Origin of the sequence: Sporosarcina luteola, from assembly GCF_023715535.1 — a bacterium.
GTDB classification, from domain to species: Bacteria; Bacillota; Bacilli; order Bacillales_A; family Planococcaceae; genus Sporosarcina; species Sporosarcina luteola_B.
Genome location: NZ_JAMBOI010000002.1, coordinates 487,989 through 509,838, shown reverse-complemented (window position 1 = coordinate 509,838; position 21,850 = coordinate 487,989). Strand labels below are relative to the sequence as shown.

Genomic DNA, 21,850 nt, shown 5'->3' with positions numbered 1-21,850 from the left:
TAATTGAACACAGCAACATTCTCATTTCCCCCTTTTGAGGACAGACCCTTTACAGGATCTGTCCTCCTTTTTTTGTCCTAAACGCTTATAATGAATATTGTGAACAAAAATGGAGGGGTAAACATGGGGAAAAAGAAGATTGCATTTATCGGAACAGGGGTCATGGGCAGCAGCATCGTTAAGCATTTATTGAATGCAGACTACGAAGTGACAGTATTCACCCGCACAAAGGAAAAAGCGGAAGCGCTCATTGGGCATGGCGCACAATGGGCTGAAACTGCGGGACAAGCGACTGCAACCGCTGATGTCGTTTTGACGATGGTCGGCTATCCATCCGATGTAGAGGAGGTCTATTATTCTGCGGATGGGATAATAGCGAATGCCAGAGAAGGAATGGTTCTCATCGACATGACGACATCCAGTCCTGCATTAGCAAAACGGATTGCTGCTGAAGCTGAAGAGAAAGGGATATCTTCAATTGACGCACCAGTTTCCGGTGGGGATGTCGGCGCACAAAACGGGACACTCTCCATTATGTGCGGAGGGACTGAACAGACGTTCAAAGAAGTTCTTCCTCTCTTGCAAGTGTTCGGAAAGGAGATTGTCTATCAAGGGGAAGCTGGCGCCGGCCAACATACGAAAATGTGCAACCAGATCGCCATTGCGACTAATATGATCGGCGTATGCGAAGCGCTTGTATATGGAAAGGAAGCTGGACTCGACGCTGAGACGGTCCTTCAATCGATTTCATCAGGCGCTGCTGGATCATGGTCACTTTCGAACTTGGCGCCACGGATGATTAAAGGGGATTTCGAACCGGGTTTTTACGTAAAGCATTTCCTGAAGGACATCGATATCGCCTTGGCGGAAGCGGAACAGATGAACTTGCCTTTACCAGGACTGCAATTGGCGAAGGAAATGTACAGAGAGCTTTTGGAAGAAGGATATGGTGAAAAAGGAACGCAGGTTTTATACAAACAATATAGTCGCGTGTGAACGCATGTTGTCTTACGTGCTTAGCAAGTAAAAAAGGGCTGTTCCAGCAAATCAAACTTACTGATTGCTGAAGCGGCCCGTTTTTTATTTTCCATCCAAATAGGATGATCTGAACGATTGTGTATTGGATACTTTAGGACGTTTCGGAATGAACGTTTTTTTCTTGGCATTCGTCGGTGCTTTTTGCTCCCCGAGAAAATCGATCAATAATTCCTTAGCAGTTTTTAAATTCATTCGCTCTTGTGGATTACGGAAAGTTTGGTCTTGTGCGCCTAAATGGGGAAGGGACGTGAAATCGTCTTTTTCCGGTAAGGTATGAAAGAGGAAATCGCTGCACTTTACGAGCACAGTGGAGCTTTGCTGGCTAAGCTGAGGATTGTCGACAAAATGCAAGCCGATTTTTTTTGCGTCGCCCGACTGCAACAGCCGTTGAATCGCTTTGTTTTTTAATGAATAAAGTTCACGATTGTTCGTTGCTGTTTTCGCATGCCTGTTTACAGTATAAATGGCAATGGCGAGTTGACGCACCGTTTCTTCTTTTTTCAATTGATTCCCCCTCTTTACGATATAATTCCATTCAACCTTATCATACTGCTTCTCAAAACTTTTTCAAAGCAATTTGAATAAGAAAACCGAAATTTTCGCGAACGGCTATTTTTTTGTCGAATATAAAGGTATACTTGTAAAATATAGTAGAAAAATCTGTTTCGGCGTCTATAAACAACATTATTGTACATAGGAGCAGCGACATGCATGGAGGCATTCATGGACAGTAACAGACTGCAAGATGAATTGATGTTGGAACGCAACTCAAGATTGGAATTTGAACATAAGTACAAATCTGTCATCGATCATAACTTGGACCCGATTATTACTATTAATTTAAGTGGACGTATTTCATACGCGAATATCGCTGTCCATAAAGCGTTCGGCTACCGATTAAAAGAATTGACGGGTCGTGCAATCATCGATTTGATCGGCGAAGAGAAGAACAATGAGTTTAACGACTTTCTATCACGTGCGTTTTCCGGTGAGTCAATTGAAATGGAAGGAATCAAGTTCTTTCATAAGCGGGGCAAATATCTATCGGCATACGTCAAGACGATCCCAGTTGCTATACGCGGGGATATAAAGGAAATCCATTTAATTTTGAGGGATACTTCCTTTCATCTAAAAAACAATGAGAGATTATTATTCCTTTCCTATCATGATCAATTGACGGGTTTATGGAACAGGCGTGCATTGAAAGAACACTTCGATGCTGACGCTGATTATGCCTTTCGATGTGATGAACAGCTCTCCTTAATCCAATTGGATTTGGATCGCTTCAATACAATCAATGATTCAATCGGTAGAAACGGTGCTGACGAAATCCTGAAGATGATTGCTGACCGCATTAAACTAGTTATTCCTAAGGCGGGAAAGCTATATAGAAATGGTGGGGATGAATATATCATCCTCCTACAAAACCACTCCATCGAAAAAACGGAGAAACTTACACAGAAGATCATGAGTGATTTCACGAAACCATTCTATTTTAATCGACAGGAATATTTCATTTCGTCCTCAATCGGCATTTCGGTTTATCCTGAAGATGGAACGGAGCTGGAGGAGCTGCTTCAGAAAGCCGAGCAAGCTGTTCGGTTCGTTAAAGAGCGGGGTCGTTCCCATTATCGTTTTTACCGTGAAGAGATGAATACGGCTTTCACTGATACGGCATTGATGGAAGCTCATTTGCGCCGAGCAATCGAGTTCAATGAGCTGGAACTCCACTATCAGCCGCAAGTGAATTTGAAGACGGGTGAAATTGACAGCTTCGAAGCGCTGTTAAGATGGAATAATCGGAAGTTCGGTTTCGTTTCACCGGCCGAATTCATTCCGTTGGCAGAGGAATCGGGTCTGATCCATTCAATCGGTGATTGGGTGTTGGAAGTTGTATGTGCCCAGTTGAAGGAATGGCAAGATAAGCAGTTCCGACCTGTCCGAATTGCGGTCAATATATCACCTAAGCAATTTCAAATCGGTGCATTTGCTGAGAAAGCAAAACAAATCATTGAGAAGCATGGGATCCATCCCTCTTCATTCGAAGTGGAAATTACTGAGTCTGCCCTGATGAATATGAAAGATACGCTTTCAACCTTGCAGAAATTGAAGGAAATCGGTGTGACCATTTCAGTCGATGACTTCGGGACAGGCTACTCTTCACTTAGCTATTTAAAGCAATATCCAATTGATATTATAAAAATCGATCGCTCGTTTATCAAAGACATTGAATTGGATGAAAAGAACGAGGCGATTGCCAAAACAATCATTAATCTCGCCCACAACCTAGGCATGCAAGTCATTGCAGAAGGTGTAGAGAAGGATTTGCAGGCGGAAATTTTAAAAGAGGCAGATTGCCATAAGGCACAAGGATATTTATTCAGCAAAGCGGTCCCGGCCTCGGAAATCGCGGAAAGGTATTTTGCGTAAGGTGAGAGAAGACTTTCTTCTGACAAAGGCATTCGCCTGTCAGAAGAAAGTCTTTTTTATATGTAGTAGTCGGCCGATAGAAAGCTATGTTACAATTATGAGTGAATATTCATTCATAGGAAGTGGGGGATTTACATGTTTACTGACAAAGTGATTATCGTAACAGGCGGATCAAGCGGTATGGGGAAATATATGGCGAAGAAATTTGCCGATGAAGGCGCTCACGTCATCATCACAGGACGGGATGAAGACAGATTGGATGAAGCGCGGAAAGAAATCGGGGAACGTGCACACACTTATCAAATGGACGTGCGCAATATTGAAAACGTACAAGGCATGGTGGAGTTTGCGGACGGAAAGTTTGGGAGAATCGATGGGCTCGTTAACAATGCTGCTGGAAACTTTCTCGTTCATGCCGAAGAACTTTCACCTAATGGCTGGAAAGCCGTCATTGACATCGTGTTGAACGGAACCTTCTATTGTACAAGTGCAGTCGGCAATTATTGGATCAAAAAAGGGCAAAAAGGGGCTATTTTGAACATGCTTGCAACATATGCATGGGATGCGGGTCCGGGAGTCGTCCATTCGGCTGCTGCAAAGGCTGGCGTCATGTCATTGACTCGCACTCTAGCTGTAGAATGGGGACGGAAATTCGGATTCAGGGTGAATGGGATTGCTCCAGGACCGATTGAGCGCACAGGTGGAGCGGAACGCTTATTCCAATCCGAGGATGCGGTGAAACGAACGATCAATTCAGTCCCATTAGGACGTGTAGGCAAACCGGAAGAAATTGCGGAACTAGCCGCTTTCATCATGTCCGACAAAGCCTCCTACATGAACGGCGAAATCGTCACACTCGATGGAGGACAGTGGTTGAATCAATATCCTTTCTAAATTAGAAAGCATCCATCAATATTCTTCAGTATCATTCTCCCTAACTTGCACAACCTAATTCCAATTCGTGCATAGGGAGGGAACTATCGATTATGGCTATATGGATTATTCCGTTAGGGATTGTCTTTGTTATTATCGGCGTCATCGGATGGAAAGCCGTCAGTAAATGGGATGCAATAGCTGCAACTTCGTTTGATCCGCAGGACCATAGAATAGAGGAAGCGGTGGAAGACCATCCGTTCTCATTAAACCCGATCATCTGGGTCATCGGAGTGGCAGCGCTCTTCATACTGTTTGTCATTTTCTTTTACTGGGCCTCTTCCATATAGGAAGAGGTTTTCTAATGGAACAATTTTCATAATTCGATGGGATGTTCACTGACTCTTATGGTATGATAGGGTTGTAGAATTGTTATGAAAGCTTATGATCAGAAGGAGCGATTTTTAATGATTTCTGTAAATAACAGGGATTTTCTTCAGGTGCCGATTGCCGATTATTTGATTCCTGCTGAAAAAGTGGCATGCGTGCAAGTCGGCAACAATGCTGAACACGCCCTTCTCGTCCTGACGAAAACCGGTTATTCTGCAATACCTGTCATTGATGTAAAGAGCCATCTAAAGGGACTTCTAGGGATTGGGATGATCACAGACTCAATATTGGGATTGGAACGGATCGAATATGAAAAGCTGGCAGATCTGAAAGTAGATCAGATTATGCAAACTGACATCCCAGCTATTAAAACAACTGATAAATTCCAAAAAGGATTGGATTTACTCATTAATCACACATTCCTATGTGTCACTGAAGAAGACGGCACATTTGCGGGTATACTTACAAGAAGAGTCATGTTGAAAGAATTCAAAAAATATCTTTACATGAAGTAATTTTCCCAAGGATTTTTCCTTGAATAGAAGGCTCCAATAGGGGCCTTTTCTTATTTATCGGCTTTTTTGGTGGAAAGGGGATTGTAAATGAAATTACATAAAAAGACCAATCGTCCGCTCGTCCTCATATCTGTTATGTTGGCGATGTTTGTCGGTGCTGTTGAGGCGACGATCGTTTCAACGGCGATGCCTGCCATTGCAGGCGAGCTTGGAGGCTTCTCGAGATATAGTTGGATTTTTTCCGCCTATTTGCTTATGAGTACCGTTACCGTCCTTATTTATGGAAAGTTAGCCGATCTATTCGGTCGAAAACCGATATTCTTCGTAGGTTTATCGATTTTCCTATTCGGTTCCATTCTTTGCGGATTCGCCACATCGATGGAAATGCTCATTATTTTCAGATTGATCCAAGGCTTGGGAGCAGGGGCTGTTATGCCGATAGCGACAACCATCGTCGGGGATATATATTCCACTGAGGAACGGGCTAAAATCCAAGGGTATTTATCGAGTGTGTGGGGCATATCGGCAGTGTCAGGCCCGGTAATTGGAGGTTTGATTGTCCAATACTGGGATTGGAAATATGTTTTTTGGGTCAATGTACCGCTAGGTTTATTGGCAATGGTGGGAATTTACTTCTTCCTTCAAGAACCGGCTACCGAGAGAAAAGTGGCAATTGATATAAAGGGAGCCGCGTTATTGACGACTTCACTATCGATCATCCTATTTTGGCTTGTTGAAGGCGGACAATCCTTTGGAAGGTCATCGTCGACAAGCCTTCTCCTTATTATTTTAGGCGCCGGGCTCTTTACATTGTTCATTTGGACCGAAAGGAAGGCAGAAGATCCGATGATGCCTTTTGCCATTTGGAAGAACCCCGTTATTCTGTATGCCAATCTTGTTTCATTGACTACGGGTGTAATTCTGATTGGTGTGTCCTCGTACCTGCCCACCTACGTAACTGGCGTCATGGAACAGTCTGCTATGATTGCAGGGTTCACATTGACCGCCATGTCGATTGGTTGGCCAATTGCATCTTCCATTGCTGGCCATTTGTTGATCAAGTTCGGCACGTTCAATGTTTCCTTTGCGGGTGGCATCTCACTTGTAATAGGTTCACTCATGTTTGTTTGGATGACGGGCGAATCGGGTCCTTTATGGGCAGCATGTTCAAGCTTTTTCGTAGGTATCGGAATGGGCTTGACGAGCACATCCTTCATCGTAACGATCCAAGGGGCTGTCAGCCGTGAACAAAGGGGATCGGCAACTGCGGCGAATATGTTTATGCGGAATTTCGGAAATACGATTGGCGCGGCTATTTTTGGCGCAGTATTGAATGGATCATTGATGTCGACGTTCCGAGGGAAAAATCTCGATTATGAAGTGAATGATATTAATCTTTTATTGACTGAAGAGTCAAGGTCGACAGTATCCGCTTCAAAGATGAATATTTTACAGCAAGCGCTGGATGGGTCTTTGCAATGGGTGTATGTGGCTGTACTTGTTTTTGCTGTTATTAGCCTGCTGCTCATATTGCGGATACCGAGGGGAAAGGTGGTTCTTCATGACGACAACTGAGCTGGAAATCATTAAAGCCTTGGCGGAAGAAGGCAATATGCGCAAGGCGGCTGAACGGCTTTTTCTATCTCAGCCAGCCTTGTCCCAACGCCTGCAGACGATAGAGAAAGATTGGGGAACGATGCTGTTTATCCGTTCTCAAAAAGGGTTGGAGCCGACTCCGGCAGGTGAGCTTGTAATTGCTTTCGCAAAGGAGACGATCCAGAAAAAAGAGGAAACCGCGGAGATGATCGCATCTTTGGCGGATAAAGTACACGGTACCCTTAAAATCGCCTGCGCTTCCATCGTTGGGCAAACATGGCTGCCACAAGTGTTGAAAGAATTTGTCAGCATGTATCCGGATGCGAAAATTTCCTTGATGACGGGCTGGAGCTCGGAAATTGTGAAAGCACTCTATGAAGGGGAAGCCCATGTCGGGATCGTGCGAGGACAGGTGGATTGGAAAAGTAGGAAGACCTATTTGTTCAGGGACCGCCTCTATTTGGTTGATCAAGAGATTACATCGATTAATGAATTGGTAGAAACAAAGCGGCCGTTCATTCAGTTTAAAAGCGACTCCAATTATTACATGGAAATTCAACGGTGGTGGCAGCGTCATTTTTCACAGTATCCGAGAAGGCAAATTACCGTCGATCAGATTGAAACATGCAAGCAGTTGGCATTGAATGGAATCGGTTATGCAATTTTGCCTTCCATCACGCTGACGGGAGACGAAACAGTGAATAAAATCCCTTTACTGAATAGCGAGGAAGAATTTGAATTGACGAGGGATACTTGGTTGATCGGCTATGATTCCACTTTTGAACTGAAGCAAGTGAGCGCCTTTATGGAAGTCCTTGATGCACATGCCGAAAAGTTAAGAAAAGAATTGAAGTAAAAGGAACTTTCCTAATTTTGCTACGTACTAATTAAAGAAGGTATACAGAATATTGGCGGTGTCCAATTGGGGGTTGCAATATGTGGAAGAAACAGTGGGGAATCATACTCGCCATAATAGTTTTTTGCTTATTTGTGCCGGAAATCCATGCATCCGCTGCACCTGAACTAAAAGTTAAGGTGACTGCGGGATTTGATGGAAAAGCGAAATACGGCAAAGGTGCTCCGATTACGGTCGAAATCGAAAATAACGGAGCAACCGCATTCACCGGCGATATGGTCATAGATACACAGCAGTCATATGAATCCGGCGTCGGTGAAGTATTTCCACTGGATATCCAGGCGGGAGAAACGAAAACCGTTACATTCATCAATCAAAAAATGTTCGATTTCAATATGTATGGAATGAATGCGAAATCCATCTACTTTTACGAAGGTGGATGGAAAAAAGGCAAGGAGATCGACCATAAAGGAAGCCAGCAAATCACAGTTGCGATGTATCACGACGATACGAAAATCATGACTGCTTTCACCGACAACATCGACCGTTTGTCCGCTTTGAAGGGGATGCGCTTAACCAACTTTCCTAACACTCAAATGATTGATGCTTCTAAAATCGCAGCGTTGAAGCTGCCGGAAGAAGCGGCTGGATGGGGACCGACGGATATGATTATCGTGGACGAATATCCCATAGCAGACATGTCAGCAGTTGAGCAGGAAGCGATTCTAAACTGGGTCCGCTCGGGCGGCATCATCATTTTCGGCGGTTCAGATCATCTTGCGGCGGAGTCTGGTATATTTGCAGAGCATTTGCCATTGACGCTCAACGGAAAGAAGACAATCGACCCGGAAGCTTTCAATGAATGGACGTCCAGAGAAGATTTTGATAAGGAAATCACTATAGCTTCAGCCACTTTAAATCCTGATTCGAAAGTTGTTTTTTCCAAAGAAGCGGACATTCTGGCCGCTTCAAAACCCCTTGGCAAAGGGCTTGTTATGCAAACGGCGTTTTCTATAGGGGATGAGCCTTTTTCAAAAATGCATGGAGCTGCAGCAGTGTGGAAAACTTTGCTCGATACGGCAAGTCAAGCAGCGACTGCAGGCGGCATGATGCCGTATTATAACGATCCGATGGAATCATTGCGGTGGACTATAGGGAATTCGAATGAACTATTTCCATCCTTTAAAGTTTCTGCACCATTTCTTTTCGGTGTGATCATCTTCTATATTATTATCATCATTCCGGTCTTGTATATCGTTTTAAAGAGGAAAGACAAGCGAGAACATGCCTGGTGGATTATTCCGGCGATATCCGTTGGCGTCTCCGTTTTCATTTTCGCGTATGGGGCGCGTGATCGGATCGGGCAGGCACAACTCCAGCAAACTTCCATATTCGATGTGGAGCAGGACGGAAGATTGACCGGCTATTTCGTTGAATCGATCTTGACGAACAAAGCAGACGATTTTATTTTTTCAGCACCGAAAGAAACGGCAATGTCTACCTACACTCCCTACTCCATGGGGCTGTTCGGACCTTCTTCAATGGGGGCCAATTCGCATAAGCGGGCGATTCTTGAGAGGAATGCTTCCGGTTCGAATTTGCATCTTCGTGGAATCGGCTATTGGGATGTTGCGACAGTTTACGGGCAAACAGTATTAGAAGAAGTCGGAAATTTCGATATTAATTTGACGGTGAAAGACAAACAGCTGACAGGTGAAATTACAAACAATTTCCCGTTTCCAGTGAACGACATTGCTATTTGGTCTGGAACGAGTAGAATAAAAATTGGTGATCTGGGTCCTGGCGAAACAATGAAGGTTAATGAAACGTTGAAGACCTCGACATTGGTTCGAAAACGTTCTTCCAACTCGATGCATATGGGGCAAATGCCTGCATCGACCGATGATCTGACGAAAATGAGAAAAGACAGTCTAATAACATTCTCAGGTGAGTTCATGAGCAATAATCCGAAGCCGGCGCTCATTGGCTATACGGACACAAAACTCGTACCAATTGAACTCGTAAAAACAAAGGCGGCGACTGATTCGTTAACATTGCTATCGCAGTCGTTCGCACCGAAAGTCGAGTTTAGCGGAAGCTTTACAGTAGACCCTGAAATGATGACGATGAATCTCATTTCTGAGGCAAATAACATACAGGCCCATCCTGTCGGGTATGCGGCGAATACGTATTATTTTGATGAAGATACGTATATCCAAACGTGGCAAGTGCCCGAGGATCTAGTGCAAAAAGTATCTGTCTGGAAATCAATGGACATTTCGAAAATACAAAGGCAGTTATACACTTTACAAATCTGGAATGTCAAAACACAAACGTATGATGCACTTGAATCCGAAAGGAAATTGACATTGGATTCAATTGATGACTATATAACGGCGAATGGAAAAGTGACATTCAGGATGGAGTTCATTAATAAGCAACACGGCAATGAAGGGCAACCGCCTACTATCCAGTTGCATGGCGAGGTGAAGAAATGATTGAGATTAAAGGTTTGACGAAGAAATATGGTCAATTCACTGCCCTTGATGATTTGAATTTAACATTAGACGAAGGAACTGTCTTCGGATTTGTCGGTGCCAATGGCGCCGGAAAATCCACGACATTCCTCATCGTTTCCACGTTGTTGCAGCCGACTTCAGGCGATGTGATTATTAACGGGGTAAGCGTGCGGGAAAAACCTGCTGACATTCGTAAACTGATCGGCTATATGCCCGATTTTTTTGGGGTGTATGATCAGTTGAAGGCTGATGAATACCTTGATTTTTATGGCGCCAGCTACGGAATTCCGGAAGAAGATAGGAAGAAACTTATTCCGCAGTTGTTGGAATTAGTGAATCTTTCACATAAAAGAGATTCATATGTCGACCTACTATCCCGGGGGATGAAGCAAAGATTATGTTTGGCCAGATGCCTCATCCACGATCCGAAAGTGCTCATTTTGGATGAACCGGCATCTGGGTTGGATCCACGGGCACGAATTGAAATGCGCGACATTTTAAAAACGTTAAAAGGCATGGGGAAGACGATTTTAATATCTTCGCATATTTTGCCTGAATTGGCGGAGATGTGTGATGAAATCGGTGTCATTGACAATGGCAAACTGATAGCCCATGGTTCTGTTGCAGAAATACAGAAAAAGCTGCAAGGCGAAAAAATGATAACCGTCCGTTTGGCGGCGCAATCCGCGGAAGCTATCTCATTTTTTGAAGAACAGCCTTTTGTCACTTCAATTGAAAAACTCGAAGGAGATGAAGGAGTTTCCTTCATCTATAGAGGTGAGGAAGCGGAGCAGATTGATATGCTGAAACAGGCAATTCTCAACGATCTGCCGATTCTCTCCTTCATGGAGCATGTTACGAACTTGGAAGATGTCTTTATGGAAATAACGAAAGGGGCCGACTGAAGATGAATTTTACTAATCCGGTTCTTTTTAAAGAGTTGAAGCTCAGATTCCGGTCATTCAAAGGTTTCAATGGGATTCTCTTCTTTCTGTTGGCAATGTGCATCTTTGTCTTCGGTTATATTTTTCTGACGGTCAATTTGACGGGAACTTCCTATTTCAAGCCAAGTCAAAGCTTTGTCTTATTCGCCTTTCTCTCCTATATCCAGCTGGGGCTTGTATTGTTTACAGCCCCTGGATTGACGGCTGGTTCAATCAGTTCGGAAAGGGAGAAACAGACGTTGCCCATTTTATTGACGACATCGCAAAGCTCTTTTCAGATCATTTCCGGTAAGATGCTTTCTTCGGTGGCTTTTCTACTGATGCTCATTGTAGCAGGACTTCCGGTTTACAGTTTGGTCTTCTTATTTGGTGGAATCTCACCAGGGGATTTCGTGAAGATCTTCCTGTTCCTATTTGTTACATTACTTGCTATTGGCAGCATTGGCGTCATGTTCTCAACTTTAATTCGAAGAACAGTTGTTTCCATGATTGCAACTTACGGTATGATGCTTTTCTTGTCAGTAGTGACAGGTTTTCTATTCATTATCGTTATTCAAATGAAAGCATTTAACCATATGGGGACCCCGGTGACATCGCCTTCTTACCTAGGACAGTTTTTAGCTTCCATTAATCCGGCGGTATTATTCGCGACATTCCTATCGCCTGAATTAAATCGGTCGATCACCGAAATGACAAAGATCAATTTTCCGATCTGGGCAGGCTATTTGATTTTTTACGGAATCGTTACTGCATTAGCTCTGTTTATCGCTGTGAAAAAACTACGTGTTAATATGAAACGATTAAAATGATGGGGTGAAGCAGATGGAAGGGAAAACAGCATTACATCGGTATGTCGGAAAAGCTCTCGCATCATTGCGCCTCGAGCGATCTGTCCATATGCTGCAAACAGGGCTGTTCATGACCGCTTTGTTGTTCACATTGTTCCTTGCCGCTTCCCGATTGTTCATATTGCCTCATTATGAATGGATTGCCTTTTGGATCGCCGTCATTGCTCTAAGTGCATCGCTCGTCGTATTATTTCTGAAAAACGTGCGCCGAGACGAGGCAGTTTGGAAGCTGGACCAATATGTACCGGATAATTTACTCGTCACCGCTTTAGATGATCGCGTTCAGCATTCAGACTATGCGCAAGCGATTGTGCAGCGGGCGGAAAGCGCGATGGGGATTGCTTATCCGCAATTTACGAAACGTAATAAAAGATATCTGAATGGAAAAATGCTGACAGGATTTCTAATTATGCTCACATGTTCCTTCCTCTTACTCATTTTTCCTTCCGAGGCACAACAAGAAGCGAAAGCGGTTGCCAAGGAAAAGGAAATTATCGAGGAACTGAAGAAGGAAGTAACGGATTTGATGAAGAAGGAAAAAGATCCTGAACAGAAAAAAGAGTTAGCAGAACTTGCGGAGAAACTGGAAGAGACAAAAACGGCCGAAGATATATTAAGAGAATTGGTTAAGAAGCAAAAAGAGTTTAAGTTGAAAGAACAAAGATTGACCGACAAGAAGAATGCTTCTAAAGACAGTTTGAGTGAGTCCGAGGAAAAGGAACTCGAAGAACTTAAATCGATTGTTGACCAACTCGCACAGCAAGCAGGGAAAGCACAAAGTGCATTGAATAAAATCGGCAAAGCCCCTTCGTTGCCGGCTTTGGCTAGTGCCGGGAATCCCCCAGCAACTAGCAATGGTCAAGTTGGTTCTAACGCAAAGCCCGGTACTGGTCAGTCCCAAGGCGGCGGAGGCAGCCAAGGCCAAGGTCAAGGTGAGGGCGAAGGTCAAGGCCAGGGCGAAGGTCAAGGCCAGGGCGAAGGTCAAGGTCAGGGTGAAGGTCAAGGCCAGGGCCAGGGCGAAGGTCAAGGCCAGGGCCAGGGCGAAGGTCAAGGCCAGGGCGAAGGTCAAGGCCAGGGTGAAGGTCAAGGTCAGGGCGAAGGTCAAGGTCAGGGCGAAGGTCAAGGTCAAGGTCAAGGCCAAGGTCAGGGCCAAGGCCAAGGACAAGGGTCAGGAGCAGGAACTGGCAAAGGTGGACGCGACCTACTTTCAATTCCGTCCGATAGAATGGGAAATTCCAATGATCCATCTATTGTAGGCGGTAAGCTTGGAGAAGGAGAGTTCATCGAAGAAAATGAACGCGATGGCCTTGTTGAAAGAGGAACATTACGGCCGTATCAAGAAGTAATCGGAAGCTATAAAGACGCCTATTTAAAAGGCTCGGATAAAATGAACCTCCCTGCCGATTTACAGCGGGTCCTTTCCGATTACTTTTCATCAATCGAATGACTAATGGATGGGAGTTGTACAAATGTCGTTTTCACCAGAACAATTTGAAGAAATGAGCACACGGCTTGCAGAAGTACGGGAGGAAATCGGGAAATTCATTGTAGGACAACACGAAGCAGTCGAATTCTCGATCTATTCCATTTTAGCGGATGGGCATGCCTTGTTGGAGGGGCTGCCCGGCTTAGGAAAGACGATGCTGATCCGGACGATATCGGAAGTTTTGGATCTGTCTTTTTCCCGTATTCAATTTACACCGGATCTCATGCCGGCCGATATTACAGGGACGAGCATTTTGGAACGGAATCCGGAAGGGGTTCAACGTTTTGTCTTCAAAGAAGGACCGATATTCAGCCAGATGGTATTGGCGGATGAGATCAACCGTGCCACGCCGAAGACACAAAGTGCTTTACTCGAAGCGATGGGTGAAAAAACCGTGACTGTCCTTGGCGAAACCCGGAAGATGTCAAGGCCATTCTTCGTCCTAGCCACGCAGAATCCGATTGAGATGGAAGGGACATATCCGCTGCCGGAAGCGCAAATGGACCGATTTTTATGCAAGATTCTTCTTCCTTATCCCGCAAAGGAAGAATTGAAGGAAATTATGCTGAGGACAACCGGGCCGAAAACAGTAGCCATCAAAAAAGTGATGGATACAGAGACAATTATTCTAGCACAAGAAATGGCGAAATCGGTTGTCATCGCTGACGAAATGATGGATTATGCGGTCGATCTAGTATCAGCGACGCATCATCGAACGGATGCCGAAGATGATTGGAATCAATATGTCCAATATGGAAGCGGTCCTCGTGGGCTGCAATCCATTATCCGTCTGGCTAAGGCAAGGGCACTTATGGCGGGACGTTTCCATGTATCGATTGCGGATATAAAAACAGTTGCCAAACCGGCGTTGAGACACCGTATCCTCATCAATTATGAAGGGGAAGCGGAAGGGATCGATGTTGATAAGCTTATCGATCGTTTACTGGAGGACATTCGTCAAGGAGCGCAAGTCTGATGAGAGAGGACCTCTTCCCCGACCGATTGTCCAAACGATTAGGTGCGTTATCCATAATCTCCAGATCAAGACGGTTGGGACATCATAAAGGGACACATCGTTCCAGTAAGACGGGAACATCATTGGATTTTTCGGATTTCAGGGAATATCACCCGGGAGATGATTTGCGCCATATTGACTGGAATGTGTTTGCTCGTACCGATAAACCGTTCATCAAGCAATTTTTGGATGAACAAGAAATGCGGGTACATATACTACTCGATTCCACCAAATCAATGGGCACTGATGGAAAGTGGGATTTTGCAAGGCAATTGGCAATCGGATTAGGGCACATCGCGCTAAAGAGCGGAGACACCGTTTCATTTTCCTCATGGTCTACCAACCGGAATTATTTCTTCCGGAAAAAAGGTGCATTGCATAGGGCTTCATTCTCAAAATACGTATCACAATTGCAAGATCCGGTTACCGAAGGAGATTTTGCCGATCAAGTGGTGAAGCACGTCCCGAAAGCGATGACTGTCCTCTTCATAATTACTGATGGATTAGAGCGGTTGGATAAATGGGAGCGGCTGTTCAGAAGATTACCCGGTGTTTGCAAGGACATCCGGATACTTACAGTCCACTCACCGGTGGAGGAGCTTCCCGCTTATGAAGGGGATGTCCGCTTTGTTGATGTGGAAAACGGATCCGTCATCGAAGTGTCGATGAATCAAAGGATTGTCAAAGAGTATAAAGAGAAGAAAATGAAACATGAAGCAGAGCTGACCGCATTGGCGAGAAAATATGGAATCCAGATTTTACGCACGGAAGTGTCGGAAGGCGTCATGGATAGTTTTACAAAAAAGATGAGGCATGCCGGATGGTTGCGATGAAAGGGGGCGGCTAAGTGGGGTTCGATCAAATCAGTAATTTATGGACAGCCATTTTTCCGTTGGCCGTCCTGCTTTATTATTTTTTCCGAAAAAAGTACGTAACGACGACGATTTCGTCCACTTTGTTTTGGGAAAGATCCATGAGGGAGACAAAGGTTTCTCCATACTTGAAAAATTTACAACGGAATGCCTTATTTTATTTGCAGATGGCGGCATTATTGCTATTGCTGTTCATCTTGCTCCGTCCCTTTTTGCCGAAGGAAACTGTCATAGATGGTCATACGGTGTTTGTCGTTGACACTTCCGCGACCATGGCTGCCGTTGACGGTGACCGTTCCTTATTGGAAAAGAGTAAAGTAAAGATGCGTGCCATTGCCGAAGAGCGTAAGGGTGAATTATTCTCCATTATTACAACGGGGAAGGAACCTTCCCTATTGCTGCGGGAGGAGAATGATGAACGCAACGTCCTGGACGCGATTGACGGGATCGAGGTGGCTTATGAATATGAGCAGCTGGGACGATCCCTTGAATTTGTTAGATCCATCGCCCAACAAGCTGGAGCGGATGTCCATATTTTCACCGATTATCTCGACCGTTCACTCTTCATGGATAGTGAAAGCAGCATTACATGGACAATCCATAATAATGAAAATCGAATAAACAATATTGCCATCGGTAAATTCGGTGCGATACATACATCAGATGGGACAGAGGCCATTGTCAAGCTGTTAAATCAAACAGAGTCTAAACAGACCGGCAAGGTGTTTGTTAATGATGGGTTGACGGGCGCTAGATTGGCTGAACAGGATTTTTCCGTTGAAAAAGAGGCGGACACCCTTCTTTCATTCAAAGAGTTGCCAATGTTGCAAGCGTTCCATGTTCATATGGAAGTGGAAGACGACTATGCCGTTGATAATGATGCATTTATCGTCATCGGCAGTGAATCCTCGGAAGTGATTGTCGACAATCAATTGCATGAATTGGTCAAAAAAGCGTTTGAAGCGATTGGGCTCACAGTCAGTTCAGGATCCATCAATGAAATGACATCGGCAAGAGACCATTCAATGATTGTTACGAACGAGACTTCTTTTTTGGAGGAAGGGTCAGAGCCGATCTTGTTGATTGGCAGGAATGATGCAACGACAGAACCGGTTTCAGGCGTGGTAGAGTCGTCCAATGATGCATTGTTCTCAATCGCTCCGATTGACGATGTGTATGTAAGTGCGCTTTACCCTCCATTCGAAGGGTTTTCGACGTTAGCTGCCATCGATGGCAAACCGTTCATCCAGCGATCACCAAGAGGCGATATTATTATCTTGACGGATATCGGTTTGACCGATTGGCCGCTGCACCCATCATTCCCGCTGTTCTTTTGGAGTTCGATGGAAATGCTTCGATCTGGAAGTGATATTGCCGGAACATTCACCCCGAATGAAAGAAAAGCTTTATTGACCGGAAGTGGATCGGAAGGGATAGAGGTTTTTACAATCAATGATAAGTATGTTGCAACATATCCGGCAGGTGGAAACTTTGTAGCCCCAGCAAAACCAGGAATTTATAAACTGATGGAAAGTGGGGCTGAGCGGTACTTATCCGTACAGTTGGAGCCGGATGAGAAATCGGTTGCCTTCGGATCCAGTTATAAACTTGGTGCCGGTCCTGCAGGTGATGGAGATAGAGAAGAAGGTAAACAAATGATCGGGTGGCTATTCCTTATACCAGTCCTCCTTCTTTTAGTAATAGAGTGGGAGGTGCAGAGACGTCGTGGATATCCGAATTGAGGAGCCATTATGGCTTTTGTTGCTTGTACCGATAACCATTTACATGGCGTATGCTTGGAAGTCTTCAAATATGCGTTTCGCTCAGAAGGGGACAATCCTATATGCTTTAAGAAGCCTAGTAATCCTCTGCATCGTATTCGCCCTCACTGTTCCTTACGTACTGTTGCCAGATGACGAGGAGCAGATCATATTCGTTGTCGATCGATCCGTTTCGGTGGAAGAGGCAGGTCAAGCTGCCGAACAATGGATTTCGGAAAGTTTGAAGGAGAGAAAAGCGAATCAATCCGTTGGTATTTATTCATTTGCAGGAACGTTTCGGACGGACAGCCGGTTAACAGCTGCTGAATTGGAAATGCCGAAGTTGGATCCGATTGATTCGAATGGTGCAACGAATATTGCAAACGCGGTTGACTTATCCGCTGCAGTGGCTAAAGCGGGCTTAGCGACGAGAATCGTTCTATTGTCCGATGGGTTAGAAACGGAAGGGGCAATCGAGGAACTGTTGCCGAAATATGAGAATAGCCATGTTCAAATCGACACGGTCGTGTTAAGGCGATCGAATGACGCAGATGCTTCCATCTCATTATTCGAGACTCCACGAACTGCTTTTGAGGGCGAGAGGCAATTGTTGCGCATAGAGGTTGAGTCATCCACCGAGACGGTTGGCCAGTTGTTGGTCTATTTAAATGACGAAGAAATCATTAGTGAAACGGTAACCCTGGATGAAGGAGCGAACCAATTTGCATTTCATCATGAAGCGAGGGGGACAGGCCTGCTTAAGTATGAGGCAAAGCTGATTGTACCTGAGGATGGACTTCTTGAAAATAATCGGATGCTTTCTGTCACAATGCTTCAGCAATCTCCAAGAGTGCTTGTCGTGGATACTGAGAGGAGCCCTTCCGTCATACCGTCGCTTCTTGATCGGAACGCGATGGACGTTGACGTAATGGATGCTGAAAAATTACCGGAATCATTGTCCGGTTATTTAGGATACAGTGCAATCATTTTTGATAATGTACCTGGTCATCTCGTCGGGGAACATAAGATGACTGTCATCGAGCAGGCCGTCAAAAGCTTCGGGACAGGATTCATGATGGTCGGAGGCGATGAAAGCTATGGGTTGGGCGGCTATTTCAAGTCGCCGATCGAGCGTTTATTGCCTGTGGAAATGGAAGTGAAAGGGAAGGAGCAGCTTCCGTCACTTGGACTTGTCATTGCGATGGACCGTTCCGGAAGTATGTCAGGATCGAAAATCGTCATCGCGAGGGAGGCGGCGGCGAGGGCGGTGGAGCTGCTTCGGAATGATGATACGTTCGGCTTCACGGCGTTTGACCATGAGCTCTGGGAAGTCATTCCGGTGGGTCCTTTACGGGATAAGCAAGAAGCGATGGACCAGATCTTGTCCATTCCTGCAGCCGGTGGTACAGATATTTTCCCTTCAGTCGCAAAAGCCTATGAAGATTTGTCCGATCTGAAGCTTCAACGGAAGCATATCATCCTGTTGACGGATGGCCAATCATCCATGCCCCCTGACTATGAGGACATTATTGCGGAAGGCAAAAAAACGAATGTCACGTTATCGACCGTGGCAATCGGAACCGACGCTGACAGTGTGCTGCTCGAAGAATTGGCTGAACTCGGCGGAGGCCGATTTTACAACGCAGTGGATGAGTCAACGGTTCCAGCAATATTGACACGGGAAACATCCATGCTGACGAGGACGTATATCGAGGATGATCCATTCTATGTTTCGCTTAGCAATGTCCCGGAATGGACATCCATCTTTGCGGAAGGCGTCCCGCAGATGAACGCCTATATCGCGACGACTCCGAAGGGAACTGCGACAATTGTTGCAGAAAGCCCGAAGGAGGATCCCGTTATTGCGGAATGGATGTACGGATTGGGTCGCACGGTTGCGTTCACATCCGATTCCACGGGGAAGTGGTCAGGTGACTTGGCAAGATGGGAAGGCTATTCGGGCTTCTGGAACACTGCTGTCGCTCGATTGCTGCCATCCTATGAAGAAGTACCATATCTGATCACCCATGACCGGGGCGGCACGTATACAATCACCGACAGTTCACGGAAGTCGGCGTTTTTAGACGTCGTAATTGTGGATGAGCAGGGGATAGAAGTGCCTTTCCAGTCGGAACCTTTGGCACCTGGGAAAGTCAGGGTTACACTGGACGCTGAACCCGGCCTTGTGTTCTTCGGCATTTCTGATGATAAGGGTGGATTGTTCGAAGCGGGAGTTTCAGTCCCGTACAGTGCGGAATACAAACCATCAGAACCAAATATTGCATTACTCGAGAAAATCGCCGACCGGACTGGCGGGGAACACTACGAAGATCCAACGCAAGTGTTCCGCCCACATCCGTTTAAGAGCGGAGATCGGAAACCGATTGCAGATTGGCTCATTCTGACGGCAATGATTTTGTTTTTCATTGACATTACACTGCGCCGTTTCGGAATGTTTTCCGGTTTGCTTGACCGGAAAGAGAAGTTTGAAGTGAATGAGGCTCCTCCAGTTAAACAAGAAGACCACGTGACGGAATTATTAAAAGCGAAAAAGAAGCGTTAAAAAACCTAATCTTCCATTTGGAAGCAAAGGTGCAGAATATAGACAAAAGGGATGGAAATAGAATTGATTCCCATCCCTTTTGTCTTTTTAGAAGCATTGATGCAAAAACGTTAGACTGACGCGACGTCGATTTCCGTTCCGGGCGGACGCTTTCCGGGGGGCTTGCCCTCAGCCTCCTCGTCGCTTTGCTCCTGCGGGGTCTTCACGCTGCGCTGATCCCCCAGGAGTCGCCGCCCTGCACTCCAATCAACTGGATGTCCTTGAGGGTATCGGAATCATTCAAGCAACGCTATCAGTCGGCATCCTTCCATGTCCAACTGGCAAGCTTCTAAAGATTGATGCCAGCAAAATTCAGCATCGCCTGCATGGATATTTTTTTAATTCCCCTGAGTGTTGTCCAACACATGCCATACTTTTCTTTTGCATTGGCAAAGACGCGTTCGGTCGTTTCTTTGCGTTTACTGTATATTTCTATGATTTCATGGCAGTGACGCAAGTTCTCAGCTACATTCAAGTAATCTTGCCAGATTTGACGTTAAATCTTCCTTTGGTAATCATTTTACAAGATTGGACGGATTTTTTGTATATTTATAGCTTGTGTTTACTAGTTGCTTGAAGTGAAAGGCGCCGACTCCTGGGGGATTAGCGAACGCCGTTACGAAGAACGGCGTTTGCGAGCACAAGCACAGCGTTGCGAGCAGAAAGTCCGGGATGCCTTAATTTCTGCAAAAGGCGCAGAAATACGGCAAATCGAACCCTTCGCTGTTCGATTGGCTCACCGCCCGCCCCCCGGAAAGCGTGCGCCTGGAACGGAAAGCAACGTTTCAAGGGACATCTCAAATTATTCAACTACAGAAAAGGGGCTATCACAGAAAGTCAGTTTTCACCGACTTTCTGGAAAGCCCCTTTTCGTTTATGTTCTCGTCGAAGCGAGGAGAAGTGTGTTCTTTCTGGACCAGACAGTCGCAATTCCGAAACAGATGAGGAGGATGGCGGTGCCGAGGAAATAAGGGAATGTAATATTGATATCAAAAATGGATCCGGCAAGCGCGGGGCCGACCATATTCCCTAAACTCATATAAGCATTCATCATCCCTGCCGCATACCCTTGCTCCTCACCGGCAAGCTTCGATACGAGTGTATTGACCGCTGGCCGAAGCAGGGAAGTTGCCGTCGAGAAGATCGTTGCGACAAAAAGGATTGTCCAAAATAAATCGACGAATAGAATGGCCATCATTGAAACAGCTGCTACGACCAAGTTGAAAAGAATCACACGCATTTCCCCGAATCTTTTAAACAGCGGATTGATGACGAAAGTCTGCACAATAACACCTACAAAACCTCCGACCGTAATCAATACCGCAATTTGAGAAGGGGTATATCCATACTTATGGTCGACATACAAGGAAATCGTCGATTGGAAATTCGCGAGCCCGAAGGAAAAGACGAACATGACAATCAACATGACGAAATAAGGCGTTGTTGTCGACTTTTTCAATTGTTTAAAGAGATTTTCCTGCTTCACTGCTACCTTGTCGGCTGAAACGACTGGCGCGGGATTAGGTAAAATGAAAATCGAAAGAATGGCTGCAAATATTGCAGCCCCCGCTGCGAAATAAAACGGGAAAAACAGACTGATCTTCGATAGGAATCCACCGATCCCAGGTCCGATCATGAAGCCGAGTGACATGGAAGCTCCTAGCAATCCCATACCCCTGCCTCGTCCTTCCAATGTAGTGATATCCGCAACAAACGCCATCATCGGTGGGATGATGAACGCTGCTCCCATACCGGAAAAGAACCGGGCTGCAAATAGCATCCATAGTTCAGTCGATAAACTGAACGCAAATTGGGCTGAACCATAAATGAACAAACCAAGTATGATGATTTTCTTTCTTCCATGCCGGTCTGATAAATCCCCTGATATCGGTGAAAAGATGAATTGCGCGAATGAAAAGATTGCGATCAGGAATCCGAGCACTTTTCCGGCAACGCCGAATGTGCCTAAAAACTCAGGCATGATTGGGATAATAAGACCGATGCCCGCCATAGCTATGAACATATTAAACATCAAAATGTATAACGCCAAATTATTTGTTTGCTTCTCAACCAAAGGCAACCAGCCCCTCTATCTATTTCGTGTTA

Annotated in this window: 17 protein-coding genes and 1 pseudogene; 15 read left to right on the top strand and 3 right to left on the bottom strand. The window is 45.3% G+C overall.

What is annotated here, in order from left to right:
* Positions 1 to 123 precede the first annotated feature (123 nt).
* Positions 124 to 996 (top strand): NAD(P)-dependent oxidoreductase, encoded by an 873-nt coding sequence (locus M3191_RS06035; protein WP_251698986.1) that lies wholly within the window; start codon positions 124 to 126, stop codon positions 994 to 996.
* An 84-nt stretch (positions 997 to 1,080) separates the two neighbouring features.
* On the opposite strand, the gene M3191_RS06030 is transcribed toward M3191_RS06035, so the two are convergent.
* Positions 1,081 to 1,542 (bottom strand): YkyB family protein, encoded by a 462-nt coding sequence (locus M3191_RS06030; protein WP_251698984.1) that lies wholly within the window; start codon positions 1,540 to 1,542, stop codon positions 1,081 to 1,083.
* Positions 1,543 to 1,761: 219 nt separating this feature from the next.
* Here M3191_RS06030 and M3191_RS06025 point away from each other — a divergent pair, with 219 nt between their 5' ends.
* From M3191_RS06025 to M3191_RS05960, 14 genes are all read left to right on the top strand, one after another.
* Positions 1,762 to 3,468 (top strand): putative bifunctional diguanylate cyclase/phosphodiesterase, encoded by a 1,707-nt coding sequence (locus M3191_RS06025; RefSeq protein ID WP_251698983.1) that lies wholly within the window; start codon positions 1,762 to 1,764, stop codon positions 3,466 to 3,468.
* A gap of 135 nt (positions 3,469 to 3,603) precedes the next feature.
* Positions 3,604 to 4,362, top strand: a complete 759-nt coding sequence (gene fadH / locus M3191_RS06020) for a 2,4-dienoyl-CoA reductase (RefSeq protein WP_251698981.1) — start codon at positions 3,604 to 3,606, stop codon at positions 4,360 to 4,362.
* A gap of 92 nt (positions 4,363 to 4,454) precedes the next feature.
* Entirely contained in the window at positions 4,455 to 4,691 is a 237-nt protein-coding gene (locus M3191_RS06015) for a hypothetical protein (RefSeq protein ID WP_251698979.1), read from the top strand.
* A gap of 117 nt (positions 4,692 to 4,808) precedes the next feature.
* On the top strand, positions 4,809 to 5,246 hold the full coding sequence (cbpB, locus tag M3191_RS06010) for a cyclic-di-AMP-binding protein CbpB (RefSeq protein ID WP_251698977.1): 438 nt from the start codon (positions 4,809 to 4,811) through the stop codon (positions 5,244 to 5,246).
* An 87-nt stretch (positions 5,247 to 5,333) separates the two neighbouring features.
* Positions 5,334 to 6,821, top strand: coding sequence for an MDR family MFS transporter (locus tag M3191_RS06005; RefSeq protein ID WP_251698975.1), 1,488 nt, complete (start codon positions 5,334 to 5,336; stop codon positions 6,819 to 6,821).
* Complete coding sequence (locus tag M3191_RS06000; RefSeq protein WP_251698973.1) at positions 6,808 to 7,698, top strand: LysR family transcriptional regulator; 891 nt, start codon at positions 6,808 to 6,810, stop codon at positions 7,696 to 7,698. Before M3191_RS06005 ends, M3191_RS06000 begins: the two co-directional genes overlap by 14 nt.
* 80 nt (positions 7,699 to 7,778) lie before the next feature.
* Positions 7,779 to 10,196 (top strand): hypothetical protein, encoded by a 2,418-nt coding sequence (locus M3191_RS05995; RefSeq protein ID WP_251698971.1) that lies wholly within the window; start codon positions 7,779 to 7,781, stop codon positions 10,194 to 10,196.
* On the top strand, positions 10,193 to 11,122 hold the full coding sequence (locus tag M3191_RS05990; protein ID WP_251698969.1) for an ABC transporter ATP-binding protein: 930 nt from the start codon (positions 10,193 to 10,195) through the stop codon (positions 11,120 to 11,122). Before M3191_RS05995 ends, M3191_RS05990 begins: the two co-directional genes overlap by 4 nt.
* Positions 11,119 to 11,970: an ABC transporter permease gene (locus M3191_RS05985; RefSeq protein WP_251699338.1), complete on the top strand. Its 852-nt coding sequence runs from the start codon at positions 11,119 to 11,121 to the stop codon at positions 11,968 to 11,970. Before M3191_RS05990 ends, M3191_RS05985 begins: the two co-directional genes overlap by 4 nt.
* A gap of 13 nt (positions 11,971 to 11,983) precedes the next feature.
* Positions 11,984 to 13,456: a hypothetical protein gene (locus tag M3191_RS05980; RefSeq protein ID WP_251698967.1), complete on the top strand. Its 1,473-nt coding sequence runs from the start codon at positions 11,984 to 11,986 to the stop codon at positions 13,454 to 13,456.
* Positions 13,457 to 13,478: 22 nt separating this feature from the next.
* Positions 13,479 to 14,471: an AAA family ATPase gene (locus M3191_RS05975; protein WP_251698965.1), complete on the top strand. Its 993-nt coding sequence runs from the start codon at positions 13,479 to 13,481 to the stop codon at positions 14,469 to 14,471.
* Entirely contained in the window at positions 14,471 to 15,343 is an 873-nt protein-coding gene (locus M3191_RS05970) for a DUF58 domain-containing protein (protein ID WP_251698963.1), read from the top strand. Before M3191_RS05975 ends, M3191_RS05970 begins: the two co-directional genes overlap by 1 nt.
* 14 nt (positions 15,344 to 15,357) lie before the next feature.
* Positions 15,358 to 17,124 carry a vWA domain-containing protein gene (locus tag M3191_RS05965; protein ID WP_251698961.1) on the top strand — a complete coding sequence of 589 codons (1,767 nt, stop codon included), beginning with the start codon at positions 15,358 to 15,360 and terminating at the stop codon, positions 17,122 to 17,124.
* Entirely contained in the window at positions 17,108 to 19,705 is a 2,598-nt protein-coding gene (locus M3191_RS05960; protein ID WP_251698959.1) for a VWA domain-containing protein, read from the top strand. The genes M3191_RS05965 and M3191_RS05960 overlap by 17 nt, the downstream gene beginning before the upstream one ends.
* A 328-nt stretch (positions 19,706 to 20,033) precedes the next feature.
* On the opposite strand, the pseudogene M3191_RS05955 reads toward M3191_RS05960, so the two are convergent.
* Positions 20,034 to 20,240, bottom strand: a pseudogene (locus M3191_RS05955) (transposase); the annotation flags it as partial.
* Positions 20,241 to 20,618: 378 nt separating this feature from the next.
* Positions 20,619 to 21,818: an MFS transporter gene (locus M3191_RS05950; RefSeq protein WP_285853210.1), complete on the bottom strand. Its 1,200-nt coding sequence runs from the start codon at positions 21,816 to 21,818 to the stop codon at positions 20,619 to 20,621.
* Positions 21,819 to 21,850 lie beyond the last annotated feature (32 nt).

Coding starts and splice junctions, on each gene's coding strand:
- M3191_RS06035 (WP_251698986.1), top strand. CDS start 124: ATGGGGAAAAAGAAGATTGCATTTATCGGAACAGGGGTCATGGGCAGC.
- M3191_RS06025 (WP_251698983.1), top strand. CDS start 1,762: ATGGACAGTAACAGACTGCAAGATGAATTGATGTTGGAACGCAACTCA.
- fadH (WP_251698981.1), top strand. CDS start 3,604: ATGTTTACTGACAAAGTGATTATCGTAACAGGCGGATCAAGCGGTATG.
- M3191_RS06015 (WP_251698979.1), top strand. CDS start 4,455: ATGGCTATATGGATTATTCCGTTAGGGATTGTCTTTGTTATTATCGGC.
- cbpB (WP_251698977.1), top strand. CDS start 4,809: ATGATTTCTGTAAATAACAGGGATTTTCTTCAGGTGCCGATTGCCGAT.
- M3191_RS06005 (WP_251698975.1), top strand. CDS start 5,334: ATGAAATTACATAAAAAGACCAATCGTCCGCTCGTCCTCATATCTGTT.
- M3191_RS06000 (WP_251698973.1), top strand. CDS start 6,808: ATGACGACAACTGAGCTGGAAATCATTAAAGCCTTGGCGGAAGAAGGC.
- M3191_RS05995 (WP_251698971.1), top strand. CDS start 7,779: ATGTGGAAGAAACAGTGGGGAATCATACTCGCCATAATAGTTTTTTGC.
- M3191_RS05990 (WP_251698969.1), top strand. CDS start 10,193: ATGATTGAGATTAAAGGTTTGACGAAGAAATATGGTCAATTCACTGCC.
- M3191_RS05980 (WP_251698967.1), top strand. CDS start 11,984: ATGGAAGGGAAAACAGCATTACATCGGTATGTCGGAAAAGCTCTCGCA.
- M3191_RS05975 (WP_251698965.1), top strand. CDS start 13,479: ATGTCGTTTTCACCAGAACAATTTGAAGAAATGAGCACACGGCTTGCA.
- M3191_RS05970 (WP_251698963.1), top strand. CDS start 14,471: ATGAGAGAGGACCTCTTCCCCGACCGATTGTCCAAACGATTAGGTGCG.